The organism is Lactiplantibacillus argentoratensis, assembly GCF_037290055.1.
Lineage (GTDB): Bacteria > Bacillota > Bacilli > Lactobacillales > Lactobacillaceae > Lactiplantibacillus > Lactiplantibacillus plantarum.
In genome coordinates, this window is the sequence record NZ_CP147647.1 from 1983258 (window position 1) to 2007647 (window position 24390).

Here is a 24390-nt window from a genome sequence, read left to right on the forward strand (position 1 = left end):
GTTAAATTTAATATCTAAATTTTAGCATACATGAAAGCGGTTGTGAAACCGAACTAACTAATTTGTAACCGTATCCGCCAACCATGCCGCAATCAATCGTCGCCGTGCGGGTAGGAATACAGAATTATTCGCAACCGGGTGTACCCGATTGGATAAGAACACGAGTCCCTGTTGCCGTTGACGATCGAGCATCAGGAGCGTACCAGTATAGCCGGTATGAAAAATCACTGGCATCGTCTCATCAGGCCGGTGCCAGAGGTTCCAGCCAAAGCTCCGGCGTAGATGTTGATTAGGCGTCCAGTCTTGATATAAACTCGCAATCGTGGTCTGTGATAGCACTTCCGGCACATCGATTTGACCGAGCATCAGTCTTGAAAACCGAACAAGGTCCGCCGTACTGGCAAATAGGCCGGCGGACCCACAGTGTTCACCTAAGACCCTGGCCTTAGGATCATGAACGACACCCTGCAACAATCCGGCTTGCAGGGAATAAGTGGTTGGAACGGCTTGGGCGGGCTGAGGTTGAAAACTCGTGTGTGCTAGCCCTAGTGGTTGCAAAACACGCGCAGTGATAATCGGCTGAATGGCCGCGCCAAGAATGCGTTCGATGACTTGGCCCATGATAATCAAACCTAAATCCGTATAAACCACCCGATGGTTGCGATTACGTGAACTAATTGGCAACCGCTGAATCGCGGCTAATAGTGCATCCGCTGACAACGCGTTTCGATTCGGAATATAGCCACTCAGACCACTTGTATGGGTCATTAAATTACGACTCGTAATCGTTGTCGATCGTAAGGTCGTTAGATAGTCATGCACGGGGCGATCGATTTCAAGCTGGCCATCGTGCATCAGCTGTAGCGCCACGGTAGTCGTTCCTACGACCTTAGTAACCGAGGCCAGATCATACATGGCATCCGGCCATAACGGCTTAATCGCCGGTTTAACTTGAGCGACTCCCACTTGTTCGATATGGCATTCAGCCCCATCGATCAAGGCATAACTCGCCCCTGGAATCACCCGGTCTTGGACCATTTGGTTAATTAGTGCTTCAGTTCTGTTGAAAGTTGCCATTAATTTATTCATTCTCTCTTATTAGGATCATGATTCAAGTTGGGGATGCCAGTGGTCAAATCAACTGCAAGGTCGCTATCAGCCAAGCGTCCGGGTAAAACGACACGAACCCCCCGGCTAACTGGGTTTCACTCTAATCATGGCGACGTTGATAAATGACCAGTTCCGTCAATGAACCAAGACTAACTGAATGGTAGCCATACCTGATAATGAACCGACTTTCAGTTTATAACCGTTGAATATGACTGATCGTACAATCCAATCAGTGCTGACTTTTGAACAACCGCGGTAACGTGACCAACCAGTAGCTGATCAAGGCAACCCCGCCAATGACGAGGAGCCATTGATTCGGCACAAACTGGTGATTATACAATAACGTACACCCCACCAAAATCGCCGTACTGATCCATTCAATTGTCTGCCAATGTTGATTACTCCACTTTATCATGTTACCCAACTCCCCTTAATTTTAGCGTTTTTTCAGCAGCTCTTACATCACAATTAGCAATCTTAAACTAACCGTAACGTCCCCTTAGCTGAAGAACGGTTGCTTCCATCTTAACACCTACTGGTCAAGGCGTATCCTTACCATTCACAATACCACGTGGCACTTGAGTGCGCACATAAAAACGACTTTAGTCCTGCTCGCATCACGAGCCTTACTAAAGCCGTCTTCTAATTCACACGATCAACGCCGTGCTTAGTCTAATTCAACCTTCTGAACCCAACCTTCAGGCGCTTCCCGGTCGCCAAATTGAATCCCAGTTAATTCGTCATATAATTTCTTCGTTACCGGGCCAACTTCCGTTTCACTGTAAAATACGTGTAACTTGCCTTGATGTTCCAAGCCACCGATTGGTGAAATCACAGCAGCCGTCCCACAAGCCCCAGCTTCAGCAAACCGGTCTAGATCATCAATGTAGACGTCACCTTGTTCGGTCTTCATTCCAAATTTATGTTCTGCTAAGTAAAGTAATGAATACTTCGTCACAGAAGGCAAAATTGATGGTGATTTCGGTGTCACAAAAGTGCCATCCTTCGTAATCCCGAAGAAGTTCGCTGACCCAACTTCTTCAATCTTGCGATGTTCAACCGGATCAAGATAAACACAGTCGGAGAAACCGTTAGCATGCGCCTCTTGGCCTGGGAATAAACTAGCCGCATAATTCCCACCGACTTTATAAGCCCCGGTTCCCTTATGGGCCGCACGATCATATTCAGACGTCGTAAAGTTGGTTGGCGTCATCCCGCCTTTAAAATAGCTACCAACCGGCATTGCAAAGACGGTGAAGATGTATTCCTGGGCCGGATGGACACCGATGTTACCGCCAACCCCAATCATCAATGGGCGTAAATATAAGGTTGCGCCAGTACCATACGGTGGCACGTAATCTTGATTAGCCTTAACAACTTGCTTAACGGCATCCACAAACATATCCGTTGGCACTTGTGGCATTAATAACCGTTCGCAACTGGTCTGCATTCGGGCTGCATTACGATCTGGCCGGAATAATTGAACACTACCGTCCTTAGTGCGGTAAGCTTTTAAGCCTTCAAAATCTTGTTGACCATAGTGTAATGCCGTTGAGCCTTCACTGATATGTAAAGTTGCATCTCCCGTTAATTCTTTTTTATACCAAGCGCCATCTTTCCAATACGCACGATAACGGTAGGGAAGATTCCGATATTCAAACCCCAAGTTGTTCCAGTCTAATTGTACGTCTGCCATATGCTTCGACTTCCTTCATATGTAATTTTTCAAATTAATTAATTTGAATTTAATTAAAAGATTAATGGTTAATTAGAAGTTTGTCAAGGGGCCGTTAAACATTTCCAACGTTTTAATGTTTTTTTGGTATAATGAGTGTAAATTTAGCAAAGGACTGGTTTGTCGTGGCTAGTAATTCAGATTCAATCTATAATGTCATGTTCTATATCACCCATCACCCGACTGAAATACAGTTTACCCAACCGGAATACACGAATGTCGTCCGGATGGGTGTCCCCGACCATATCAAGGTCGCTAACCCCGAAATCTATTTTCCCGACAACAAGCTTTTAGTCAATCGGTTTCAGGATGACTTTGTCGCTAAGAACGGCAACTTACTTGATTTCTTCTTTGATTATACGGAGAAAAAAGTCCCGAACTACCATGAAGTATGGGTCTCTTCGGCTCATTTACCGGCTAAACACTTATACTTCTTGGAGTTGTCATTTGAGTAAATTTAATGGGCAATTTGGGAATCAAGCCTAAAATCTGCCCATAAAAAAATCACCATCCCTGGATTATTCGAGGGATGGTGATTTTTCGCTTACGCTGATAGACGTGCACCGTACTGCACTACTTAGTCATAAAAATATACAAGTCAGAGGTGGAGACACCGATTGTGAAGCGAACCCCTTTCGAGTTAATCGGATCGATTGTTGTCGTACTACCACTATTATCCTTGGTTTCCTTCTGGAACGCTTTCATGACCTTCTTGGCATTGGCACCCGTCGTTGTCGTCATTAAAGCAAACGCCGTACCAAAGTTATTTTGGCGGGTCTTGTTCTTAAAGGCCTTGGTTGGCACAATCATCGCTGCCCCCAAGACGTCACCCTTCTGAACATTTAGCCGGATCTTATAATCCTTAGTTGTTAACACGTTCGTGATACCATCACTGGGCGTCTTCGTCGGTAACAATTGCGATTTGACCTGCTTCTTAGCCGTGGCCATGGCTGCTTCGACCTGCTTTTGAGTCGTTTGCAAACTAGCTGCTTTGGTCTTGAGCTGTGCCGCAGCAGTTTGTTGGGCTTGGAGTGTCTTAGCACCCGTGGCCGCCGCCGTACCGCCAGCTTTGATCTGGGCCTGGGCTTGCTTGACTTTGGCTTGGATCGTTGCTTGTTGCTTTTTAAGGGCCGCACCCTCAGTTTGCAACTTCTTAGCCGCCTGTTGATCAGACTTGCTGAGTTTAGAAGCAATCAGCGCCTGGTTATAAGTCGTCGCCATCTTTTGATAGCCCACTAATTTCTTAGCACCCTTTACGTGCACCGTCGTAGTATCTGAACCGGCCTTAATCTTCACCGTTTGGCGGGTCGTCTTGGTCGGAACTTGAATCACAAACGTATGATTATGCACCGTCGCCGTCTTCGTTTGACCACCGTCAAGCTGGTAATGAACCTTCTTAACGTTGGACTTACCTTTAACGGCTGCTACTAACCCGTTCGGCTTGTACGTGGTTTTAGTCGTTGATAACGTTGTCTTACCGCAACCGGCTAATAATAATGTTAGCGCACCCGCAGTAACGGCAACCATTGCTGTTTTCCGGAACAATTGACACCCCTCCTTTAGTCGAGACTAATATTGCCAGTAAATTGACTGTTATACAGATCCGCATAGAACCCATTTTGAGCCATCAACTGTTCATGCGTCCCAGTTTCAACCACTGACCCATGGTTCATCACAATAATGTTGTCCGCACCTTGAATCGTTGATAACCGGTGCGCAACCACAAAACTGGTCCGGTTCTTCAGGAGTCGTTCCATGGCGTGCTGAATATGCACTTCAGTCCGCGTATCAACTGAACTCGTTGCTTCATCCAAAATCAGAATTTCTGGGTTAGCGACAAACGCCCGGGCAATCGTCAATAATTGGCGTTGTCCTTGTGAAATGTTTGAAGCTTCTTCATTCAGAACCGTCTGATAACCATCTGGCAATTTACGAACAAAGCTATCCACATGGGCCGCTTTAGCCGCAGCGTAGATTTCTTCATCAGACGCATCCTCGCGACCATACTTCAAGTTGTCGAAAATCGTCCCAGTGAAGAGCCAGGTATCTTGAAGCACCATCGCAAAGTGTGACCGCAAGTCTTCACGATCCAGGTCCCGGGTATCGGTCCCTTTCAATTTAATTGAACCACCTTTGATATCATAAAAACGTTCCAACAAATTAATGATGGTCGTCTTACCCGCACCAGTCGGTCCAACGATGGCCACTTGTTGCCCACGCTTAACGTCCAGATTATAATCCTTCATTAATAGATCGTTATCCGTATAGCCAAATTGAACGTGTTGCAAACTAATCAAGTTATCGCTATCGGTTTCGGCTGGTAAGTTGGACTTCGTCTGCTTCATTTCTTCTTCATCAAGCACTTCAAAGACCCGTTCTGCGGAAGCGACGGTTGATTGAATCGTGTTCAACAAGTTCGCCATTTGTGAAATCGGTTGTGAAAATTGTTGCGTGTATTGCAAGAACGCTTGAATGTTCCCTAACGAAACGTTCCCGTTCGCCACATCGATCCCACCAATGATGGCTACAAAGACGTAGCCAATATTATTTAAGAACATCATCAGTGGCATGATAATCCCCGAAATAAATTGGGCCTTCCAGGCTGATTGATAATAATTGTTATTTTGGACTTCAAAATCATCGATAGCATCTTGTTCCTTGTTGAAACTCTTGATGACCACGTGGCCAGCATAGTTTTCTTCGACTTGGTTATTCAACAACCCCAAGCTTTTTTGCTGAGTTCCGAAGAATTTCTGTGATTTAGGTGCGATCACACCAACTACTACGACACTCAGTGGAATGGTAACAAGCGCAATCAAGGTCAGCTTCCAACTAATGGTCAGCATCATCCATAGGGTCCCGACAAAGGTGACAGTACTTGTCACCGCCTGGGTCAAGTTTTGCTGCAACGTGTTGGCAATGTTATCCATATCATTGACAGCCCGACTCATAATATCCCCATTCGAATGGGTATCATAATATGAAATCGGCACCTTTTGCATCTTACCCTTGAATGACCGCCGTAATTTATAAACGGTCCGTTGAGAAATCCGCGTCATAATATACTGTTGAATAAAGTTGAACAGCGCTGAGGCCAAGTACATGATCAAAACGATCATAATAATCTGACCGATTTTTTCAAAGTTGATTGGGTAACCGGATTGACTGATACCAGCCTTCTGTTGCGCGGCCCCCTTCATAATCCCCTTATAAAGCTCGGTCGTTGCTTTCCCTAAAATCTTAGGTGTTCGAATCTGGAAAATCACGGAAGCAATGGCAAAAATCATGACCACTGCCAAACCGACCCACCGGTCTGACATGTAGCGCATCAATCGAATCGCCGTTTTCCAAAAACTCTTAGGCTTTTCAACTAGTCCAGCATGACCACCGGGGCCGTGACCGCCAGCAGGACGTGCAGGCTTAGTAGAACTCGTATTCTTTTCGCTCATTACAACTGATCCTCCTCTCGTAATTGTGACTTCATAATTTCTTGATAAACTTCATTATTCGCTTTCAGTTCAGCGTGGGTCCCCTTGCCGACTAACTTACCGTTATCTAGAACCAAGATCAGATCAGCATCCGCCACCGTGGCAATTCGTTGCGCCACAATGACAACGACACTCTGTTGAATCTGTTTGTCTTGTCGTAATTCAGCCCGCAGTTGCGCATCGGTCTTGAAATCCAATGCAGAGAAAGAATCGTCGAACACATACGCGGAAGCGTGTTTGACAAGTGCACGAGCAATCGCTAATCGTTGCCGTTGACCACCAGAGAAGTTACCCCCACCTTGTTCAACGTGTGCATCCAGGCCGCCTTCTTCTTTAACGAAGTCAGTTGAACGAGCAATTTCTAACGCATGCCAGATTTCATCATCGGTCGCGTGTTCGTTACCGAATTGCATATTTTCACGAATCGTCCCTGTAAACAGAGTTGCAGTTTGTGGAACGAACGAAACGGCTTGATGTAAATCAGCTAATTGCAACTGCCGAACATCTTGCCCATCTAACTTGACGGCACCACTTTCAATGTCATAAAAGCGAGGAATCAAGTTAACAAGGGTCGTCTTACCGGAACCCGTCCCACCAATGATGGCCACGGTTTGTCCAGAATGCGCCTTGAAATTAATATCCGCCAGTGCCAACTGTTCCGCACTTTGATAGCGATAGTTGACGTGGTCAAATTCTAGGCTATGTTCAGTGGTTGCTGGTAACGTAGCAGCCTTATCAGGATTCGTAATCTTAGGTTCAATGTCCAAAACTTCTTTAATCCGGGAAGCAGAAGCCGCCGCCCGTGGAATAAATGCAAACACCATGGCCAACATCATGAAGCTCATTAATACTTGCATCGCGTAAGTCATAAAGGCAATCATGTTCCCAACTTGCATCGTTTGACTGCTGATCAACTGACCACCAAACCAAACGATCGCCACGTTCGTCCCACTCATGATCAGCGTCATGACCGGGTAAGCCAAGGCCACGATCGTGTTAACCTTGATTGCATTTTTTGTATAGTCTTGGTTCGCATCTTCAAAACGGTCTTGTTCGAACTTGTCTTGGCGGAACGCCCGAATAACCCGTACCCCCGTCAATCCTTCACGGAAAACAAGGTTGATGCGGTCGGTCTTGGTTTGCATCGCCCGGAACAGCGGAATTGCAAACGCCATGATCAAGCCGATAAAAATCAGCAATACCGGAATGGAAACCACAAAGATCCATGTTAATTCATGACTCTTGGTATATGCCAAAAAGCTTGCACCAATCAGCATGATTGGTGCCATAATCATCATCCGTAACGCCATCATGGCCACGTTTTGAATCTGGACCACGTCATTGGTCGTTCGTGTGATTAGTGAAGACGTCTCGACCTTATCAAATTCATCATTTGAAAAGTTGATGACCTTCTTATAAATATCCGACCGCAAATTCTTCCCTAATTGTTGTGATGACCGCGCCGCTAAAAAGACGTTGCCAAACGCAGCGACGACCGATAACAATGAAAATCCAATCATTTCAAACCCGATTTTCCAGATATAACTGATGTCACCAGTAGCCACCCCGTTATTCACAATATTAGATGTCAAACTAGGTAGATTTAAGGTCGCAATCACTTGTACGATCATAAATAAGACCGCACCAATCACCGCGGGATACGAAATCCGACCCTTTGCTATTTTAAGCATTTGCACGCTCCCCTTCATTCATTATTACATAATAATGCAGTATATTAATCTAACTAAAAACGGTCCTTTTGTCAACCATCTTTACAAGTCTCACGTAAAATATTGTAACGCACTCATCGCAGTTTAGCACTCAAAAGGATTTAAGAATTTATTAAGGTCGCCCTCGTGACCACAAAAAAAAACGCCGTGTCATCCAACGATGACACAGCGCTGTATTTTGCTTTAAGCTAATACTTTTTGAATATCTGCGGGCACTTGATGCGTCTCAACAGCTTCCCATGAGTTCACGTTTTGTCCCTTCGTCTCAATCTTCAAGTAGTGTCCTTGCTTGAGTCGATGGTCGGCCGTAAACGTCAGCCAGCGTTGTTTTCCCTGTGCATCGCTAGTCAACATCCGGTACGTATAGACATCTTCCCCCATCTGACCAGTCGGGTGGCTGATGGCCCGAGTGGTCCGACCATAGACCGTCTGTACCTTGACGAAGGGATTCAAATTATCCACCGCCATGGCGAACTCACTGCCCTGATTCTTCGTCATCGTCGGTACAACGAACGATACGCCTACACTAACCATAATAATAACTGCCAACAACCCGATAATCCCTTTTTTCTTCATAACCCCTATTCCCCCCTAATTAATTATTTTATTTATCGTATCGGAGCAAAGCTCTCATGGCTACCCTAACTAAGGTTTCTTAATCGTTTTAAGTGATTACTAATCAAATTTGGGGTTCCTTAAACATTAAGAAAGTTATTTTAACAATACTTCAGTAATTATCGCGCTTGGTGTGCTAATCTATTAGAATAGGAAGTAGTTATTAATCATGGGGGGATTATCATGCACATCCGGGGTAGCATTTATATCCTATGTCTTGGCGCCGTTCTCGGCCTACTAGCAGGCTGTCAGGCGGCCTCACCGACACCTAAGCAAGCTAGCAGTCAATCATCCAAGGCCAGCGTTAAAAGCGTGCATAGCTCGGCTAAGCGCCAATCACATGCACGGCCGTATCAAGGTTGGCACTCCGTCAAAGTCGTTCACTTGCCAATCTTGATGTACCACAGTATTTCTAGTGGGAACCAGTTACGCGTTCCCGCCAAGGAGTTTCAAACTGAAATGGCCTATCTAAAGACACACGGCTACCGAACCTTGACCGCCAATGAGGCCGTTTATGCGCTCAAGAATCGGCGGATTCCACAAAAAAAAATCGTCTGGATCACACTCGACGATAGTTACAAAGACAACATGACGGCAGCGTGGCCAATCTTGAAACAGACACACCAACACGCCACTATTAATTTCATTACCGGCTTTACTCATAAAAAGAATCACTTAACGTTGGCTGATGCTAAGCGGATGCAAGCGTCCGGCAATATCGATTTTCAGAGTCACACCGTTCGCCATCTGGATTTAAATAATTTAACTTACCAGGTCCAACTTACGGAATTATCAAGTTCCAAAAAATGGCTCGATCATAATTTACAGCAAAATACGCAAGTCATCTGTTATCCAGCTGGCCGTGCTAACCAGCAGACCATTCGAGCGGATAAGCAGGCCGGCTACCAGTACGCCCTATCCACGGCTCCTGGTATCGCCACCAGCACGCAAAGTCCGTACAACCTCACCCGACAACGGGTCGTCCCTGGAATGTCGCTAACGGCCTTTCAGGCACTGTTAACGACTAACAATTAATTCAGTCGCACATACGGGAAACTTGAGCCAAAGTGTCTCTTCATAAGTGGTAAAAAGTGCGGTTGCGATAACAACCATCGAAACATCTGATTTACGCTTCAGCTTTGCCATAACCGTAAAATAAAGCGTCAGAATGCTGATATAATCGCATTCTGACGCTTTATTTTGATCTGTCGACGTCGACTTATCACCCGCACGGTAGTTATACCATTAAGGGTAGCACGCTATAAATGCCATTTATAAGCCATTTATGAAAAAGAGAGATTTTTAATTTACAAATCGTGGAAGAGCACAAATTAATTTAATATTGGCCCTTTTTTGATGTTTTGCTTTTTCCACTATTATATACCAACTTATTATCTTAAACACAAAAAAGTCCCACACCAGCCAATTAAGGCTAGTGCAGGATTTTATAAATGACTTTACATTTTTTACTAAAAGGCAAAGTGTTAACATTGCATCTGTTTGCTTCATTTTTCCGATTTTACATGTTTTGACTGATTTTCTAAACCATTACTTTATAATTAACTCGTTAAATAAAAAAGACCTTCCTGCAACTGGCAGAAAGGAGTGATAACAAATGACAGATTGGAAACTTAGTGTGGGTAATCAGTCCACACTGAAAGAATCCTTCAATAATGTATCTTCAATCTACAAACATTCTAACACTTCTAGTAGAAAAAATTCAACAATTTATTCATCAACAAATAACGTTTCTTGATTACTCATAATACTGAGTTTAACAAAGTATTATGGTAAAATTAAAGATAGGCAAATTTTACGGGACTTAATCAATCCACTATTTTGCCGGAAGGAGGAATCCTTCAATGGTAATATCTTCAATCATTCTGCATCTTACGCTTACCATCTCTACTAAAGATTTGGTAACCGTATTATTAGGATTAACCAAGTTTGCCTTACTTATTCGGAAAGCTAACAAAAAAGCGTAAAGCAGAATAAACTTGGAAGCACAGGCTAGTGTGGGCAAGCACACCAACTAGTCTGTGTTTTATTATATCATAATATAAAACGCAGATTGCGTGTCACTTCTAGAAAGCTCACTTATTTGATAAGTAGCTTGTTACCAGGATAAATCGTTGAATAGATACTCTTACCGTTTTGCGCTGCCAACGTGTAGACGCTTAAACCGTTGCGTTGAGTGATCACCCACCATGAGTTACCTGAAACGACCGTGTAATACGTGTGAGAAGCATCCGTTTTAACGTATTCCAGTGAATTATTGGCTGGGCCTGTTGCTAGACAACCATAACCCATTAAATCGTGGCTGACGTACCCACCCGGAGTAGTATACGGTGGTTAGGCACCAACATAGCAACGTTTTGTTTCACGACGTGCACCAAATGTGCACCAAAATTTCTAGGCGGGTAATACATAAAAAAATTCCCCACGCCGAAGCGCAGGGGAATTAATCAAGTTATAACTATCATCTAGAAACTACACTAGAGACAATTAATATTATACTTATTACTTGCTATTCTGTAAAGTCTTGTAGTTATCTAATTAGCTATATTGACAGCTAATAATGCTAAATCTAAACTCTCACTAACAAAATATACAGGCAAGCAACAAAAAAAATCTTCCACCCATCAAGCAGAAGATTATCCTCATCACTTCCGGCACCACTAACCGACAATCTTGGGGGGATTTGAAAGCTGTGATACTAATAACAGGACAAGGGACATAATAACACTTGTCGGTTTATATCACAATACCGAAAGTAATCTATAGAAAAATATTAATAAGTCCTTGTTATATTAATTAGGTTTAATGTATAATAACTGTGTTCTTTATTATCTTAGGAGAAACAGAACACCCATTTTATTTATTTAAACATTGGGCCAGTCTTGACTGGCTCTTTTTTATATATTTTGTTAACAAAAAATCCCCACGCCGAAGCATGGGGGACTAGAACAGTTCAAGATTATTATACTACTTTTGGCTTGCTTGTGAGGCGGATTCTGACGCCATTTCAGTGTCAGAAGCTGCAGAACTATTCACTGCAGCGACTGTGGACGTTGGTGTTTGCGCTTCGTCAGCAACCGCATTAGCGGTCGCTTCAACCTGACTTTCCTCGTCACTTTTAACTGTTGGTGCTGTCACTGTTTGAACGTCAGTAATAACGCCCAGCATACCAAGGATTGTTAACACGGTGTTGATAACGGCCACAATACTCGTCCAGTCACCAGTAAATTTAACGCCAAACACAGCAAAGACTTGTTGAATCAAAACGATCAATAATGAAATAATCCCAGCAATTAATTTTCCATTCAAGCTTCCGTCAGCATTCTTAAAACTAATTTTTTTCATTTTCTTTGGCTTCCTTTTCATATAGATGTTTAAATTCAATGTCATGACCATCTAACCGACCTTCTACCTTAATGACCCGGTTTTCAATAGCGTTCATTGTGTCGGCGTTTTGCTGTCGTACTTTTAAACTTTCATCAGTAAAACGGCTAAGCCGCTTGCCTAAATCGTTAAGTGGGATACGGACCGTCTTATTGAGAATCCAATTAGCTAATACACAAATACTAGTGACAATGGCAACAATGGATCCCCATTCATCCCAACCTAATCCTAATAGTGTATGCAATTACCGCACCACCAATCGCTGGCCAGGATAGATAGTGGTGTAAATCGTCTTTCCGTTCTGACTAGCTAATGTAGTCATGCTCAGGCCGTTGCGTTGTGCGATTGTCCACCAGCTGTCGCCGGACTTAACTGTGTAGTACGTATGAAAGGCACCACTCTTTACATATTCCAGCGTATTGCTTGCTGGGCCGGTTGCTAAATAACCATAACCATTAAATCGCGGCTGACGTACCCAGCGATAGCCACTTTTAATGATAGCTTGGTCGGTCTTTACCGTGGTTCCAGCTGGCAAAATAGCAATCGCATTTGATGACGTTGACATGCCAGTGCGCAGCTTAACCGCCGTCTTGAGTGTGTAGATCTTCTTTTCCTTGATCCACTTAGCCGAAGCATACGGCTGGTAAGTATGTTTGTTTGCTTTTCGATTGTTGGCCTTTACTGCAGCCTTATTAGTCGGCTTGACCGTTGATTTTTGACCAGCGGTGTAGTAGTTGTCATTTAATTGGCTAACATCGAAGCCACCATAGCTAATACGGAACTTAGCCGTTGATGACCACTGCCATGCGTGGTTATTTGAATACCAGTTCTTACTGCTAACCACATACGGGTAAGCAGCAACCCAGCTGGTTTTACTCTTAATGGTCATCTTATTGTTAGCCCATGACCCTGACGTGTAAATGTCGGGTCGATAACCAAACTTTTGAATTTCTTTCATGAAGGCGGCATTGTTGCGGTCATTGGTTGCTTTCGATTGGCTGTTGGCTTCCTGTGATTCGACGTCAGTTGCTAGTACCGCGCCAACTGGTAGTCTGACCGCTTTGGCTGCCTGACCAGCAAAGTCAGCTTCGGCAATTGCTTGAGCCTTAGTTTTATAATGGGCAAAGTGATAGCCGTTGACGTATAAGCCAGCTGCTTGACCATTAGCGATATTGCTAGCAGCATAGCCATCTTTGAAGGTTGTACCTTCACTAATCTTGACGGTAAGGGCCTTAACGCCAAATTCATTACGCATCGAAACGTATTCGGCGGTACTCATGTAGCCATTATTATTCGACACATCGACCATATCCATGCGAGCGGCGCTGGCATTTAGTCCTAAAAAAAGAGCCGCCATAGTAGCCGCTCCGGATAATGCTAGTTTATTTTTGAGTTTCACTATTATCATCTCCCATTATTTAGTGGTTGGCGCTACGTAGTCCTCACCAGTGATTTCTTTGTACTGATCAGCTGTCAAACCGGCACCAACGAATACTTTAAAATAATCGTTAGCCGCGCCCCAGCTTTTAAAAATTTTGCATTGATCGTAAATTGTCATCACAATTTATCAACTCCTTGTTTTAATTTGGCAACATCAGCCGCTTGTGCCATCAATATTTGCTGTAAAATAGCAATTTGCTGTTGATCTGGGGTCAACTGCGGTGCTGTAACTGTGCCTGTCCACTTAATACCGTTCCAACTGTAAGGTGGCATTAAGTCGTCCTCGGGTGCCAGCTCTGTTTCATTTTTAGCAGTAATATAACTGTCCTCAACGGATTTAGACCCGCGAAATTCTTTTGTCTCACCGTCAAAAATATATATTAATTTCATTTCTGACCTCCTATAAAATCGCTGAAATTTTGGCAAACGCCTTACTGCCGTTTTTATCGACTACGATGCTAGCAATACCATCTGCATTACTAGTCGATGGCAGATAGATGTCACCATAATTAAGCTTGACAGGGTCTGGCATCGTGTTATCTGATCGCGAATAAACATAATTCTGCCAATTTTTATATGGATTGCGAAATGGTTTGATCATAAATACATTTGCCCCCATTGACTCGATGGTACCCATCTTACAATTGGCAATCGTATTACTATGCTCAACAATACGGGTCATTTCACTTGCTAACGGGAATCCGAAACCATAGCGAAATCCTTTTATCACATTGCCATTAATATAAGTAGCCATATCAGTAGGACTATTAATCATAATAGCCGTTGCATCACCTGCGTCAGAATAAAAATCATTGTTTGCGATGTGTAATGATTTGTATTTATTTATAATATTTAAATAAAGGATTGATCTACGCAAATAGCCACGATTACCTGTAATAACAAATTCATCAAACAAATCATAATCGGTGCCATTATCATCAGCATAATTTAAAAACTTAATAAATTGATCCGGCTCAGTATTTATTAACGTATTATCAGTCACAAATCCTTTGGCGAAATGCATTTCAACGTCCAAAAAATCTATTGCCGTTGAATCAAATAAACGATTATTATTAATAACAAAATTATTAGTCTTAGAAAGCTTGATAAAAGCATTAAGCTTGGCATTATGCATAATATTATCTGTAATGAAAAGTCCGTCAGTGGCGCAGCCGTTTAATTCCTCAACCATGCCGTTATGATTAATTTGGCCAGCTAATAAATTCTCAAAAACATTATTTCTAAAAATTACATTTTCGGGTTGCATTAGACTAGCATCTGCAGCCTTTTCAAATAGCGCAACCATCAAACCAGATCCACAATTTTTAAAGTAATTATTTGTAACAATGACATTACGCCCAGACATACATTTAATTGGGTGCTCAAAATTTGTCACAAATCCATCAATGTCACGGTTAATGTGGCAATCATCAATCGTAATATCGTCGCAATAATCCGTATTATGCTCAGCACTACAGGAAATGTATACACAATGGCGATAAATGTGATTAAAATCACAATTTATAATTTGCACATGTTTTGAGCACTGTAGCACGATTCCATATCCGTTTGTTATTTCTGGGTTTTCAGCAGTTGCTGTTGTCATTGCGTTGGAAAACTCACAATTATTAAAGACTAAGTTTTTTGAGTTATACGTATCAATTACGCAATTTGTGAAGCCAGAAATATTAATATTATCTAGTGTGACATTACTTGATGCATCTGCAATACCAAGACAAAATTGTTTCCCTGAAAACCGGCCTTCAACTAATCTAAAATTAAGATCATATAATTTAATATTAGCCCCCTGCATGTTTACCGCCACCGTATCATCAGCGTCAAGCAAAATTGTGACGCCTTGACCATAAATGGTGAGATTGGATTTTTTTATAATTAAAGTTTTAGTAATTACATAATTTCCCGCAGGCATAAAAATTTTGTCGTATTTATTAAAAACATCCTGCAGAGCCGCGGTATCATCAGTCACACCGTCGCCAACAGCCCCAAACCACTTGACATTAACACCACGATCTTCAAATTCACCATTGACCTTATCTGCAACGGTAGTACCAGCCATTTTGAAATCGCTTAGTGTTCCCACTAGTTCGTCCATCTGGCCTTGAGTGAACAGGTTACTCTGCTTGATTTGTGCTTGTAGCGTTGTCAGCAAAGTCTCTGTATCGGCACCCTGCGCGCTCAAAGTCGTAAAGAGGTCAGTTAGCTTTTGTTTCCACTTGCTCAAGTCGCCATCAGCGTCGTTAATCAGCAGCTGTACGGCATCCAGAAGCTTCTGTAACTCTGTACGGAACGGTGCCTTATTGACAAACATATCAGGGTTCCCGTTATATACGTGGAACCAGACATTGAAAGTTGTCACCCGTTTACCGTCAGCATTTTGTAACCCCAAGAAGCCGTAGAAATAGCCTTCCTGTGGGAAAATGGTTCCGGGGAGGTTCATCTTCACTCGACCCAGGCCAACAATATCATCGCTTGTCCCAACATAGCTAACTGCTTCACCAGTCTCAGCGGTAACTTGGTTATTATCATCAAGGCTGCCCACAAAGCCAGTCAAAAACGGAACTAGCCCATCTTGAAACTGTTGTGCTAATCCACGTTCTTTGAACTGGACAACCAATGGGGCTTGTTCATCCCCCACTCGACCATTGAAACTATCACTCAGATTGAAAGCATCACCTGAACCAATTTGTTGCTTGTACGTATCTAATGTAATCGTACTAATCATTTACTCACCTTCCTCAATCTCTACTACTTTGCCGTTAACAATTTGAATCGGTACATCATACTTAGTGAGAATATTGACGATAGCTTGAACATTCGCATCTCTAATTTCATTGTCATCTTTGATATTTTTTAGATCCTGAATAATCTTATCCTTATCCGAATTCAGCCTAGCCTGGGAACCATCTAAATCATTCAAAGCCTCTTCAATTACCTTAAAATTACCAACAAGCTGACTTCTAAGAGTATCATCTAACACGTTTGACAGCTGGTCAGTTACTAGTTGTATTGCCATCTTCTTCCTCCTTTTTTACTTTTTGCCAGATGACCTTCCCATCATTATCAATGCTAGGTACCCATGCAGTACCATCTGGTGAGGTTAACTGCCCAATTAAACTTAGTCGTTGGTCCAAATCATCACTAGTCACTAACTCTGGTTTATTGGCAATCTTCTCCCAGCTAATTGGAAACTGCATTGAAAGAATATTAATAGCCTGTTGCACCGTCATTTTATCCACTCACAGCACCACCCAATGCATTAAGTCTTGCTAGTGTACTCGTGTCAGTAATCAAATCATTGCCATCTACAGCATCAAGTCCGGCCTTTAGTTGTGCGATCTGTTTACCAGAATCACTATGAGCAGTCTGCAATCCCGCGGTGATTTGTGTAAAGCTTTTAGTCATATTGCCAAAGGTCACGCTAGTCGTCGCTGGAGTAACCAAATCAATCACGGTTTCACTGATTCGAGTTTCAACATCCACACCATTACGATCCCGAATATAGCCGTAATTCCCAACCTCACTGTTATTAATCATTCCAGGTACCGAGTTAGTCTTGAAATCATTCAATGTCGCAGTTCGCTGAATCAACGGCACATCTTGTAATTTTGATTTCAAATATGCCAATAGGGAATCACTATTCGTGAACCGCTCATCAGAAATTGGCTCTGCATCAATTACACCCCACGTTGTTGCGTTAGGACTCGTGTACTCAGCAGTAGCCAATGGCTTTTCTTTGTCGTCTAACTTACCTGTACCTTTAATATGAGTTGCAATCGTCGTGTAATCACTCTCATCGGTCAACGAGCTAAGATTCAATCCATCTAACCAAACGAAAGCATCACGCTTACCGACTTGTTTATAAATATCAATGTGCTTGCCCGTACTAGTCCATTCGAAATTGAAGTCCGACATCAAAGTGTTTAAGAATAAATCAAACGCTAATCCAGTACCGAAATCTTCAGAAAAATCATAATGATTGAAATCATCATGAATCGTATAAGTAAAACCAGTGCCTTCAGTAATTAGCTGCATGCAGCTATCGAGCGACTGGGATCCCTTTATACTCTTTTCAACGTAATGGTCGTTTAAATCGTGCACAGCGCCTAGAAACGTTGCTTTAACATTGCGACTACCACCGATGTTAGATCCATTCATGGTCTGAATACGATAAGCTTCACCACTATCAGAATCTAGCAAAAGCGTGCGTGGCTGCAACATGCCTACAGCAGACGCGTTAGTACCCGTGTTAATGAACGTCAATTCCAACTGCGCCACTTGATTCACGGTTTCAGTCAATTGTGCTGAAATTGGGATAACTGGTAGTTCGTTACCTGTTACATCACGTAAATAAAACACTGTCACACCTCCTAAACGTAATAGCGTGTATCAAACTCCAAATCATAATTCGTTGCACCCGCCACCAGTAATTCATTAATCCCTTTGACGTAATCTAAATAGGCATGATTCCCCTTGCTGTAGACATTCACGCCATCCACAACTGGAACCATGCCATATAAAATTAGAGTTTGGGATTTATTCAATGCTTGGTTTAACTGAAACACCTGCCCCGTAGTTTTGTTAGTAATTGATAACTGACTAGCCACATCTCCATGGAAGGTTAATGTGGCTGTCTTGCCATCAGCCAACAGCGGAATTGAGCCACCAACAAACACCTTGACGTCGCTTTGATTGGTGAAACGATACGGTGGTAAACATGCAAACGGAATATCAAATCCTAATGGTATGTTATCCTTCATGTTGGCAGTGGTGTTAATCGTCTCACCAAATCCACCAGTAACAACTAGGTTAACTGTGATATCCTCCGTCATAATAGGTGACGCTTCATAAGGGTCTACATTAAAACCATCATCCGCATGGACTGGCCAACGAATCGATGGAATGACGCTACTAACAACATAAAAATCCTCGTAGCCGCGAAATAAATCAAACAGCTTCAACCGCATTAGTTCTTGGTCAACCGAGTCAATTGTTTTGACATCAAACACTAGTGGTATCTTGCGTTCACTCGTGTGTGTTTCAGATGAAGCTACATTGTACTTACCAACTGGCGTGTAAGTTCGAGTGAACGTTGGTGCGGGTGGTGAAAACTTTTCTACTTGAATACCCAAATCAGATAGCCAGTAGCTATTGCCATCCTGTTGAATCACTTGAATATCTAACTCCATTTATTTACCTCCTCTCGCTCGATCAATGACAACATCTTGGCCTAGAGCCAGCTTGATTAACGGATATTGGGCGTTAAAAAGGACACCGTTATCTAGTTTGGCAGTGATGTTAACTGTCTTGCTAGTAATTGCGTCCACTAATGACTTGACCATACCTAATACCTCAGCAGTTCCGTTCGCCGTTGCACCACTGACTGCGACGGGCCCACCATTCTTAGGAACGTCCACGGGAATGGTACTCTTTAACCCAGCGGCTTGTTCTGCACTTGTAGCAACAAAAGCCTGCTGGCCAAATGACATCTTGACAGCTTGGTCCGTTAAATACTTGCTGTAATTCGACTGATCATCTGGGATGTGAATTTCACGTTGGTTATGCTCAGATACCCACGCTAATTGCTTTTCATAGGACTCGCCGCCTTTGTCAAAACGACGATGACCGCTGGGCGCCCAACCGCGATTCCACATCAAATCGTTGTACCAGTTTGAATCGTTAAATAACGCCAATAGTTGGTCATAACCATTAGCACGGTTTCCATGGCCTTTAACCGCGTAATACCGGAATGTTTGTCCGATAAATTGAAGTAACCCCTGAGCAGGGTCAACACCAGTATTGACATCCACATAGCCATGTTGAAATACTGTCGGATTACCGCCGGACTCGTGATTGATGGTATTGAGAATTTTCTTAATACCATCTTCCGGCATCGATACGTGCATAGCAGCGGCGGCTCGTTTGATGTACGGAATCCACCGTGTTACTCCAGCACCACCCGGATTACCAGCACCCTCAATAGCTAGTTTCTTTAGCCAATTGGTTTGCTTCTTTTCCCAGTCCTTAGTATCTGGGCCAAACTGATTCTGTGATCCACCTGGAAACAGGTTCATGTTGAAACTAGAATCTATTAATTTTTCCCAGTTCTTAATCGGGTGCTCCATGAACTTCATAGCATCACCAAATAGGTTCTTAATCCAATCAACGATGTTACCACCAGAACCAGTCGCAAACATCGGTAACCCCATCATTTTAAGGAATGGTGCCGCTTTTTCAGTATCCTCACCTGAAAAGACTTGAGCACCGACAGGCAAGTGGGTCACAGTTGGAACAGCCGGTGACAGTCCTAATGATCCATTACCGTAATCAATCAATTCTGGCTTATAACCATCACCAACTATTGCAGTTTCAGGACTAGTGATTTTGCCATTAGTGCCGGCTTTGTATCCAGCCCAAGGATTGGCGATACCAGTAACTGGCTGTCTATTGTGAGTTTTTTTGTACGATTGTTTGCCACCCACAGCTTTCGATAAATCATTAGCACTGTTTCCACCTATATCAATGTTCTTAGCAACAGCTTCTCCGATACCTCCAGCGGCCTTCAACGGGTCAGCTGAATATTGAACTAAGGCGTCATTAAATGATTTCATAGAGCTTTTACCAGCCCCTATTGCCTTCCGCCCTAAAGTTAATTCACCTTGAATCGAGTCCGCCGTGCCAGTAGCAGTTTGAATAGCGGTCTTTTTGTTAGCTGTTAGTCCATCGTTGTAACTATTCATTGTGTCTTTGCCGCTCTTACTAATATCGACGTTGGTGTCACCTGCAATCATAGCAGTAAGCGCTTTGAGATAGTCGTGAGTAGAAAGCTTCTTATCTTTGTAGCCTCGGTTTAACGTATCCATTGTGTAGTGACCTTCGCCGTTAAGCTCAATGGTGGTGCCTTTGTGTACTTGGCCTTGTAATTTTTTTAGTACGCTGTCAGCCTCAGGTATCCCTGCGTCTAATCCGTTGGCTAGGGCACTCATATTTTCTTTACCAATATCATGCAAAGACTTCTTGCTACTAAACATCTTATTTAGTGCTTTGCCATAACGTGTCTTTAAATCACTCTTGGTAATAATTCCAAGATCCAAGCCTAATTTGAGTGATTGAATATCGCTCTTACCCAGCTTAGATAAATCTTGCTTAAAAATAGAAGCATATTGTTTGCCATACTTACCCTTTAAATCGGAGTCTGTAATTGAGCCATCTTTCAAACCTTTCTTCAATGTTGAAATGTCATCTTTACCCAGCTGTGATAAGTCTTTAGGAAACAGCCCCATGATTTTTCCATTGAATTGTCCATTTAGGTCAGACAATGTAATTACGCCATCTTTGAGACCTTGCTTTAGAGTCTTCATTTCCTGACTGCTTACTTTAGAAAGGTCATGTGGAAACAAGCTAACAAAGGAATCACCCAAAACTGGCTTTAACTCTTTTAGCGTTAATACGCCACTAGACAAGCCAGATTTTAGTTCATCCATAGTGGATTTGCTTAAATCACTGGCAGATGTAATATTTCGTGACTTCAAGTCGGCTAAAATAGTATTAAAATAGACTTTTGCTTCTTCATAACCTGTTTTAGATCCAGATTTTATATCGTTCCAAAACGAAGCAGCTGTCTTCTTACCATACTTTCCAAGATCAATCTTGCTAGTCGTGTCTGAAAGATCCAGGCCCCATTGCTTAGCAACTGCCGTAGCACTTCCCAAACTTCCGTTGTTCAGTGCCTTAATATAGTCACTATGAATTTTAGCGGCCGCTTTGGCATTCTCAGCACCCGACTTAGTAGTGGTTGCTAGTAAATCGTCAGCGTCAACTTTGGCTTGAGCAACAGCTTGGTCAGCATCCATCCCCATTGCTTCATAGGCTTTTTCCTGAGACTTCTGGAACTTAGCCATATTCTTTTGAATCGTGCCATGCGCGTTGACTTGATCATCAATGTACTTCTGATTATCCTTCTTATGGTCCGCAATCCACTTGGCTGCCGATTCTTCGCTGTTGCTGACATCGTCCCAATAGAGCTTTTCCTTTTTGCCATTCTCATCGGTAATCGTTTTAGTATACGCATCATCAAGCGTTTGCTTTGTGCGTAAGCTTTCACGACCATTGTTGTTATACGCATCGCCAGCTGCCTTTTCAGTTTTGATGTATTCCAACGAGGCCTGCGTTTGCTGCTTGTTACGCTTAGCGTCCAGCATGGCCAGTGCTTGGTCGTATTGGCTCTTGCTAATTTGGTCATTTTTTCTTAGCGATTTTAGCTCAGACAAACTCTTCTTGTAGCTATCACTTGCCTTGCCGTAAGTCTTGGAATATGCCGAATCTGCTGACTTTACGTCCGCCTTATACATGCCATCCGTGATAGTGCCATGCTGTTGAACGTAGGCTTTATATAATGCTTGCTGGTCCTTATAAGCCATACCAAACGCGGAGACTTGCGAGTCAATGTAAGCTTCAGCCTCATTTAGCCTGGCCTTCTGAGTAGCAGACAACTTAGAGAAGTCACCGTCAACTGACTTTAAAATGCTCTCCATCGTTTTTTTAGCTTTTTCAAGCTTACTTGTTTGCCCATCAGCCCGCTTATCAACCCCCTTTTCAACTTGCGTTACCCAGCTATTGCCGGCACTTCCAAAGCTTCCAGATAAGTCGGATAGTGCGTCCATCCCAGCCTTTTTAGTCTTGGAAAACTGTTGTTCAACCAAATCAGCCATCTTACTGTATTTAGTAACCACATCGCTAGATAATTGTTTAGACTGCTTACCTACCGCGGTGTCCAATAGTGCCATATCATTCTTGGCTTTTTGATGTAGTTCATTAAATGAGCCAATTGCTTTTTGCGAGTTTTGACTGATATTGGCGCCATATTCGTCCATCGAAGCACGTTGGCGCTTCAACTGGTCACTATGCTCCTTGCCAGCTTTAATCGCAAAGTAAGTCGCTGTCCCCACAGCTGCTACACCTAACACAACCGGGGCAGCAGCCGCAGCCAACGCACCTAATCCTGAGACTGTACCTAATGCTGACCCACCTAAACCTAATAAGGAGGCTGAACCTGTTTCTGCGCCACCACTAAGGCTAGCAATGACAGTACTGGCCGCACCGCCATCTTTAACCAAAGTGCCAAATAACGGTGATAGTTTACCAGCACCAACCAATAGTTTCATAGATCCACTAGTTAGTAGCCCTACACCAGAGGTCAATTTTCCAAACATGCTAATCAATGGGCCACCAGCCGCAACTGCTAAGCCTGTATTAAGAATTAGCTTCTGCGTTGCCGGATCTAAGTCGCTAAAACGGTCTAGCATATTCTTTAACTCACGAATAATTGGCGTGAGGGTTGGTAGGAATTTCTGCCCAAATTCAATCTCTAAAGCGTTTAAACTAGATTTAAATTGGGCCATGGTGAACTGACTCGTGTTACGCATTGTTTTGTTGTATTTATCAACGGTTCCATTGCTGTGTTCGATCTCATTAGATAACGATTTGTACCGATCAAGATTAGCGTCCATCAAGGTCATACCGACCTTCATATTTTCCTGACCAACAACGTTATACATGAACGACTGACGCTGCTTATCATTCATCTTCTGATAAGCACCCTGCATTTGTCCAAGAATATCAAAGACGTCTTTCATTTTGCCTTTGCTATCGAATACTTGAATATTGTATTTCTTTAAATCCTTAGCTGCTTGACCTGTCCCTGTTCCAACTCGTGTCATCAATGATGACAGCCCCGTACCAACAGAGCTAGCGTCAATACCAGCAGACTTTAAGCGCCCTGCAATTGCCATAAATTCATATGTTTTAACGCCCATGGCGTGCATTGCAGCACCAGCATTACCACTAATTTCTTTCAAATCGTCTAATGACATGGCTGACTTATGGGTGGCTTCAGTCATCTGATTCATCAAGCTATTACCATTCTTTATTACAGTACTGTTTGAACCCAAGTTCTGACCAAATTGTTCAAGCATAGAAGCGGTCAGTTTAATAGACTCCCCAGACTGATCGGAATTAGCGGTCATAGTCTTTAACAACTCTGGCATCATTCCCATGGCTTGTTTGACATTGTAACCATTAGAAACCAATTCAAACATACCATCATTGATTTCTTTGGTACCAACACCAAATTCTTTGGACCATTTTAATGTGTCTGAAGATAGATTCTTCATAATTGAGCTTGTTTGGCTAGCAGAGTATCCTTGTGCAACAACTTCCTTACGGATATCAGCTAATTGATATTGATAATTGGAAGCGGCTTTAGTTGCTACACCCAGTGCTGTGACAATAGGTACCGTGAAACCGATGGTGGCTTTACTTCCCAATGAACTAATCTTTTCACCGGCATTTTGTATCTTAGTACCCATTGCCATAGCTTTATCGGCTACGGCAGCCATTTCAGGTGTTAACGCACCAACACTCTTTTGCAGTTTGCCTGCTGACAAAACCAGAGCTTGCTGTTCACGTTCAAGGGCAGCATATTTGCTTTTAGCCGCTACTACTTCAGCAGAATTATCACCTTCTGCTCGTGACAGACGACCAATTTCACCAGCTGTTGCTGTCATCTCTTGTCGGTTAGCTTGCAACTGTGCTTTATAAGAGTTCAACTTAGAAACTTGAGAAGATATGTGCAGCCCTGCTTGTTCTTGAGCGGCTGATAGCTTACTATAGCTGGCTGCAGTTGTCTCTAACCCTTGATTCAACACTTTTAAATTGGCAGCTGCTTTCGGGCTAACATCCACGTCTTTAAATGTTCGCTTAAGAACTTCGACTTGTGCAAGCGCCTCTTTAGCGATTAAGTCCACGTTAATCTTGACACTACCAGCAATATCAGCCATCTACACACATCCTT

Annotated in this window: 21 protein-coding genes; 2 read left to right on the forward strand and 19 right to left on the reverse strand. The window is 43.0% G+C overall.

Features of this window, described 5'->3' with window-relative positions; translation table 11 throughout:
* Positions 1–57: 57 nt before the first annotated feature.
* The 3 genes from V7R88_RS09390 to V7R88_RS09400 form a co-directional block, all read right to left on the reverse strand.
* Positions 58–1077, reverse strand: coding sequence for a serine hydrolase domain-containing protein (locus tag V7R88_RS09390; RefSeq protein WP_054396266.1), 1020 nt, complete (start codon positions 1075–1077; stop codon positions 58–60).
* A gap of 262 nt (positions 1078–1339) precedes the next feature.
* Entirely contained in the window at positions 1340–1525 is a 186-nt protein-coding gene (locus V7R88_RS09395) for a hypothetical protein (protein WP_054396269.1), read from the reverse strand.
* Between the two features lie 252 nt (positions 1526–1777).
* The gene (locus V7R88_RS09400; RefSeq protein WP_003641425.1) at positions 1778–2806 is read right to left on the reverse strand and encodes a branched-chain amino acid aminotransferase; all 1029 of its coding nucleotides are present in this window, start codon (positions 2804–2806) and stop codon (positions 1778–1780) included.
* A gap of 131 nt (positions 2807–2937) precedes the next feature.
* Between V7R88_RS09400 and V7R88_RS09405 the strand changes: the two genes are divergently transcribed.
* On the forward strand, positions 2938–3300 hold the full coding sequence (locus V7R88_RS09405) for a hypothetical protein (RefSeq protein WP_003641424.1): 363 nt from the start codon (positions 2938–2940) through the stop codon (positions 3298–3300).
* A gap of 118 nt (positions 3301–3418) precedes the next feature.
* On the opposite strand, the gene V7R88_RS09410 is transcribed toward V7R88_RS09405, so the two are convergent.
* The 4 genes from V7R88_RS09410 to V7R88_RS09425 form a co-directional block, all read right to left on the reverse strand.
* The gene (locus V7R88_RS09410; protein ID WP_054396270.1) at positions 3419–4390 is read right to left on the reverse strand and encodes a hypothetical protein; all 972 of its coding nucleotides are present in this window, start codon (positions 4388–4390) and stop codon (positions 3419–3421) included.
* A gap of 14 nt (positions 4391–4404) precedes the next feature.
* A complete protein-coding gene (locus tag V7R88_RS09415) occupies positions 4405–6294 on the reverse strand; it encodes an ABC transporter ATP-binding protein (RefSeq protein WP_057717339.1) in 1890 nt (629 codons plus the stop codon).
* Positions 6294–8024, reverse strand: coding sequence for an ABC transporter ATP-binding protein (locus V7R88_RS09420; RefSeq protein ID WP_054396275.1), 1731 nt, complete (start codon positions 8022–8024; stop codon positions 6294–6296). Before V7R88_RS09420 ends, V7R88_RS09415 begins: the two co-directional genes overlap by 1 nt.
* A 222-nt stretch (positions 8025–8246) precedes the next feature.
* Positions 8247–8639, reverse strand: a complete 393-nt coding sequence (locus tag V7R88_RS09425; protein ID WP_054399732.1) for a YxeA family protein — start codon at positions 8637–8639, stop codon at positions 8247–8249.
* A 222-nt stretch (positions 8640–8861) separates the two neighbouring features.
* Between V7R88_RS09425 and V7R88_RS09430 the strand changes: the two genes are divergently transcribed.
* On the forward strand, positions 8862–9713 hold the full coding sequence (locus tag V7R88_RS09430) for a polysaccharide deacetylase family protein (RefSeq protein WP_054399730.1): 852 nt from the start codon (positions 8862–8864) through the stop codon (positions 9711–9713).
* 1062 nt (positions 9714–10775) lie between these two features.
* On the opposite strand, the gene V7R88_RS09435 is transcribed toward V7R88_RS09430, so the two are convergent.
* The 12 genes from V7R88_RS09435 to V7R88_RS09490 all read right to left on the reverse strand — a co-directional run bounded on the left by V7R88_RS09435 (position 10776) and on the right by V7R88_RS09490 (position 24376).
* Positions 10776–10988: a LysM peptidoglycan-binding domain-containing protein gene (locus tag V7R88_RS09435; RefSeq protein WP_021356213.1), complete on the reverse strand. Its 213-nt coding sequence runs from the start codon at positions 10986–10988 to the stop codon at positions 10776–10778.
* A gap of 675 nt (positions 10989–11663) precedes the next feature.
* The gene (locus V7R88_RS09440; protein WP_338816172.1) at positions 11664–12041 is read right to left on the reverse strand and encodes a phage holin; all 378 of its coding nucleotides are present in this window, start codon (positions 12039–12041) and stop codon (positions 11664–11666) included.
* Positions 12028–12324: a hypothetical protein gene (locus V7R88_RS09445; RefSeq protein ID WP_338816173.1), complete on the reverse strand. Its 297-nt coding sequence runs from the start codon at positions 12322–12324 to the stop codon at positions 12028–12030. The genes V7R88_RS09440 and V7R88_RS09445 overlap by 14 nt, the downstream gene beginning before the upstream one ends.
* The gene (locus V7R88_RS09450; protein WP_338816174.1) at positions 12325–13488 is read right to left on the reverse strand and encodes a GH25 family lysozyme; all 1164 of its coding nucleotides are present in this window, start codon (positions 13486–13488) and stop codon (positions 12325–12327) included.
* A 6-nt stretch (positions 13489–13494) separates the two neighbouring features.
* Complete coding sequence (locus V7R88_RS09455) at positions 13495–13638, reverse strand: XkdX family protein (protein WP_289229468.1); 144 nt, start codon at positions 13636–13638, stop codon at positions 13495–13497.
* Positions 13638–13910, reverse strand: a complete 273-nt coding sequence (locus V7R88_RS09460; RefSeq protein WP_289229267.1) for a hypothetical protein — start codon at positions 13908–13910, stop codon at positions 13638–13640. Before V7R88_RS09460 ends, V7R88_RS09455 begins: the two co-directional genes overlap by 1 nt.
* A 10-nt stretch (positions 13911–13920) precedes the next feature.
* Positions 13921–16263 carry a glycosyl hydrolase family 28-related protein gene (locus V7R88_RS09465; RefSeq protein WP_338816176.1) on the reverse strand — a complete coding sequence of 781 codons (2343 nt, stop codon included), beginning with the start codon at positions 16261–16263 and terminating at the stop codon, positions 13921–13923.
* Positions 16264–16554, reverse strand: a complete 291-nt coding sequence (locus tag V7R88_RS09470; RefSeq protein ID WP_338816178.1) for a hypothetical protein — start codon at positions 16552–16554, stop codon at positions 16264–16266.
* Positions 16532–16768: a hypothetical protein gene (locus V7R88_RS09475; RefSeq protein WP_338816604.1), complete on the reverse strand. Its 237-nt coding sequence runs from the start codon at positions 16766–16768 to the stop codon at positions 16532–16534. The genes V7R88_RS09470 and V7R88_RS09475 overlap by 23 nt, the downstream gene beginning before the upstream one ends.
* Position 16769: 1 nt before the next feature.
* Positions 16770–17897 carry a phage tail protein gene (locus V7R88_RS09480; protein WP_338816179.1) on the reverse strand — a complete coding sequence of 376 codons (1128 nt, stop codon included), beginning with the start codon at positions 17895–17897 and terminating at the stop codon, positions 16770–16772.
* Between the two features lie 11 nt (positions 17898–17908).
* Positions 17909–18727 (reverse strand): phage tail domain-containing protein, encoded by an 819-nt coding sequence (locus tag V7R88_RS09485; RefSeq protein ID WP_338816180.1) that lies wholly within the window; start codon positions 18725–18727, stop codon positions 17909–17911.
* Positions 18728–24376: a phage tail tape measure protein gene (locus V7R88_RS09490; protein WP_338816181.1), complete on the reverse strand. Its 5649-nt coding sequence runs from the start codon at positions 24374–24376 to the stop codon at positions 18728–18730.
* Positions 24377–24390: the final 14 nt, after the last annotated feature.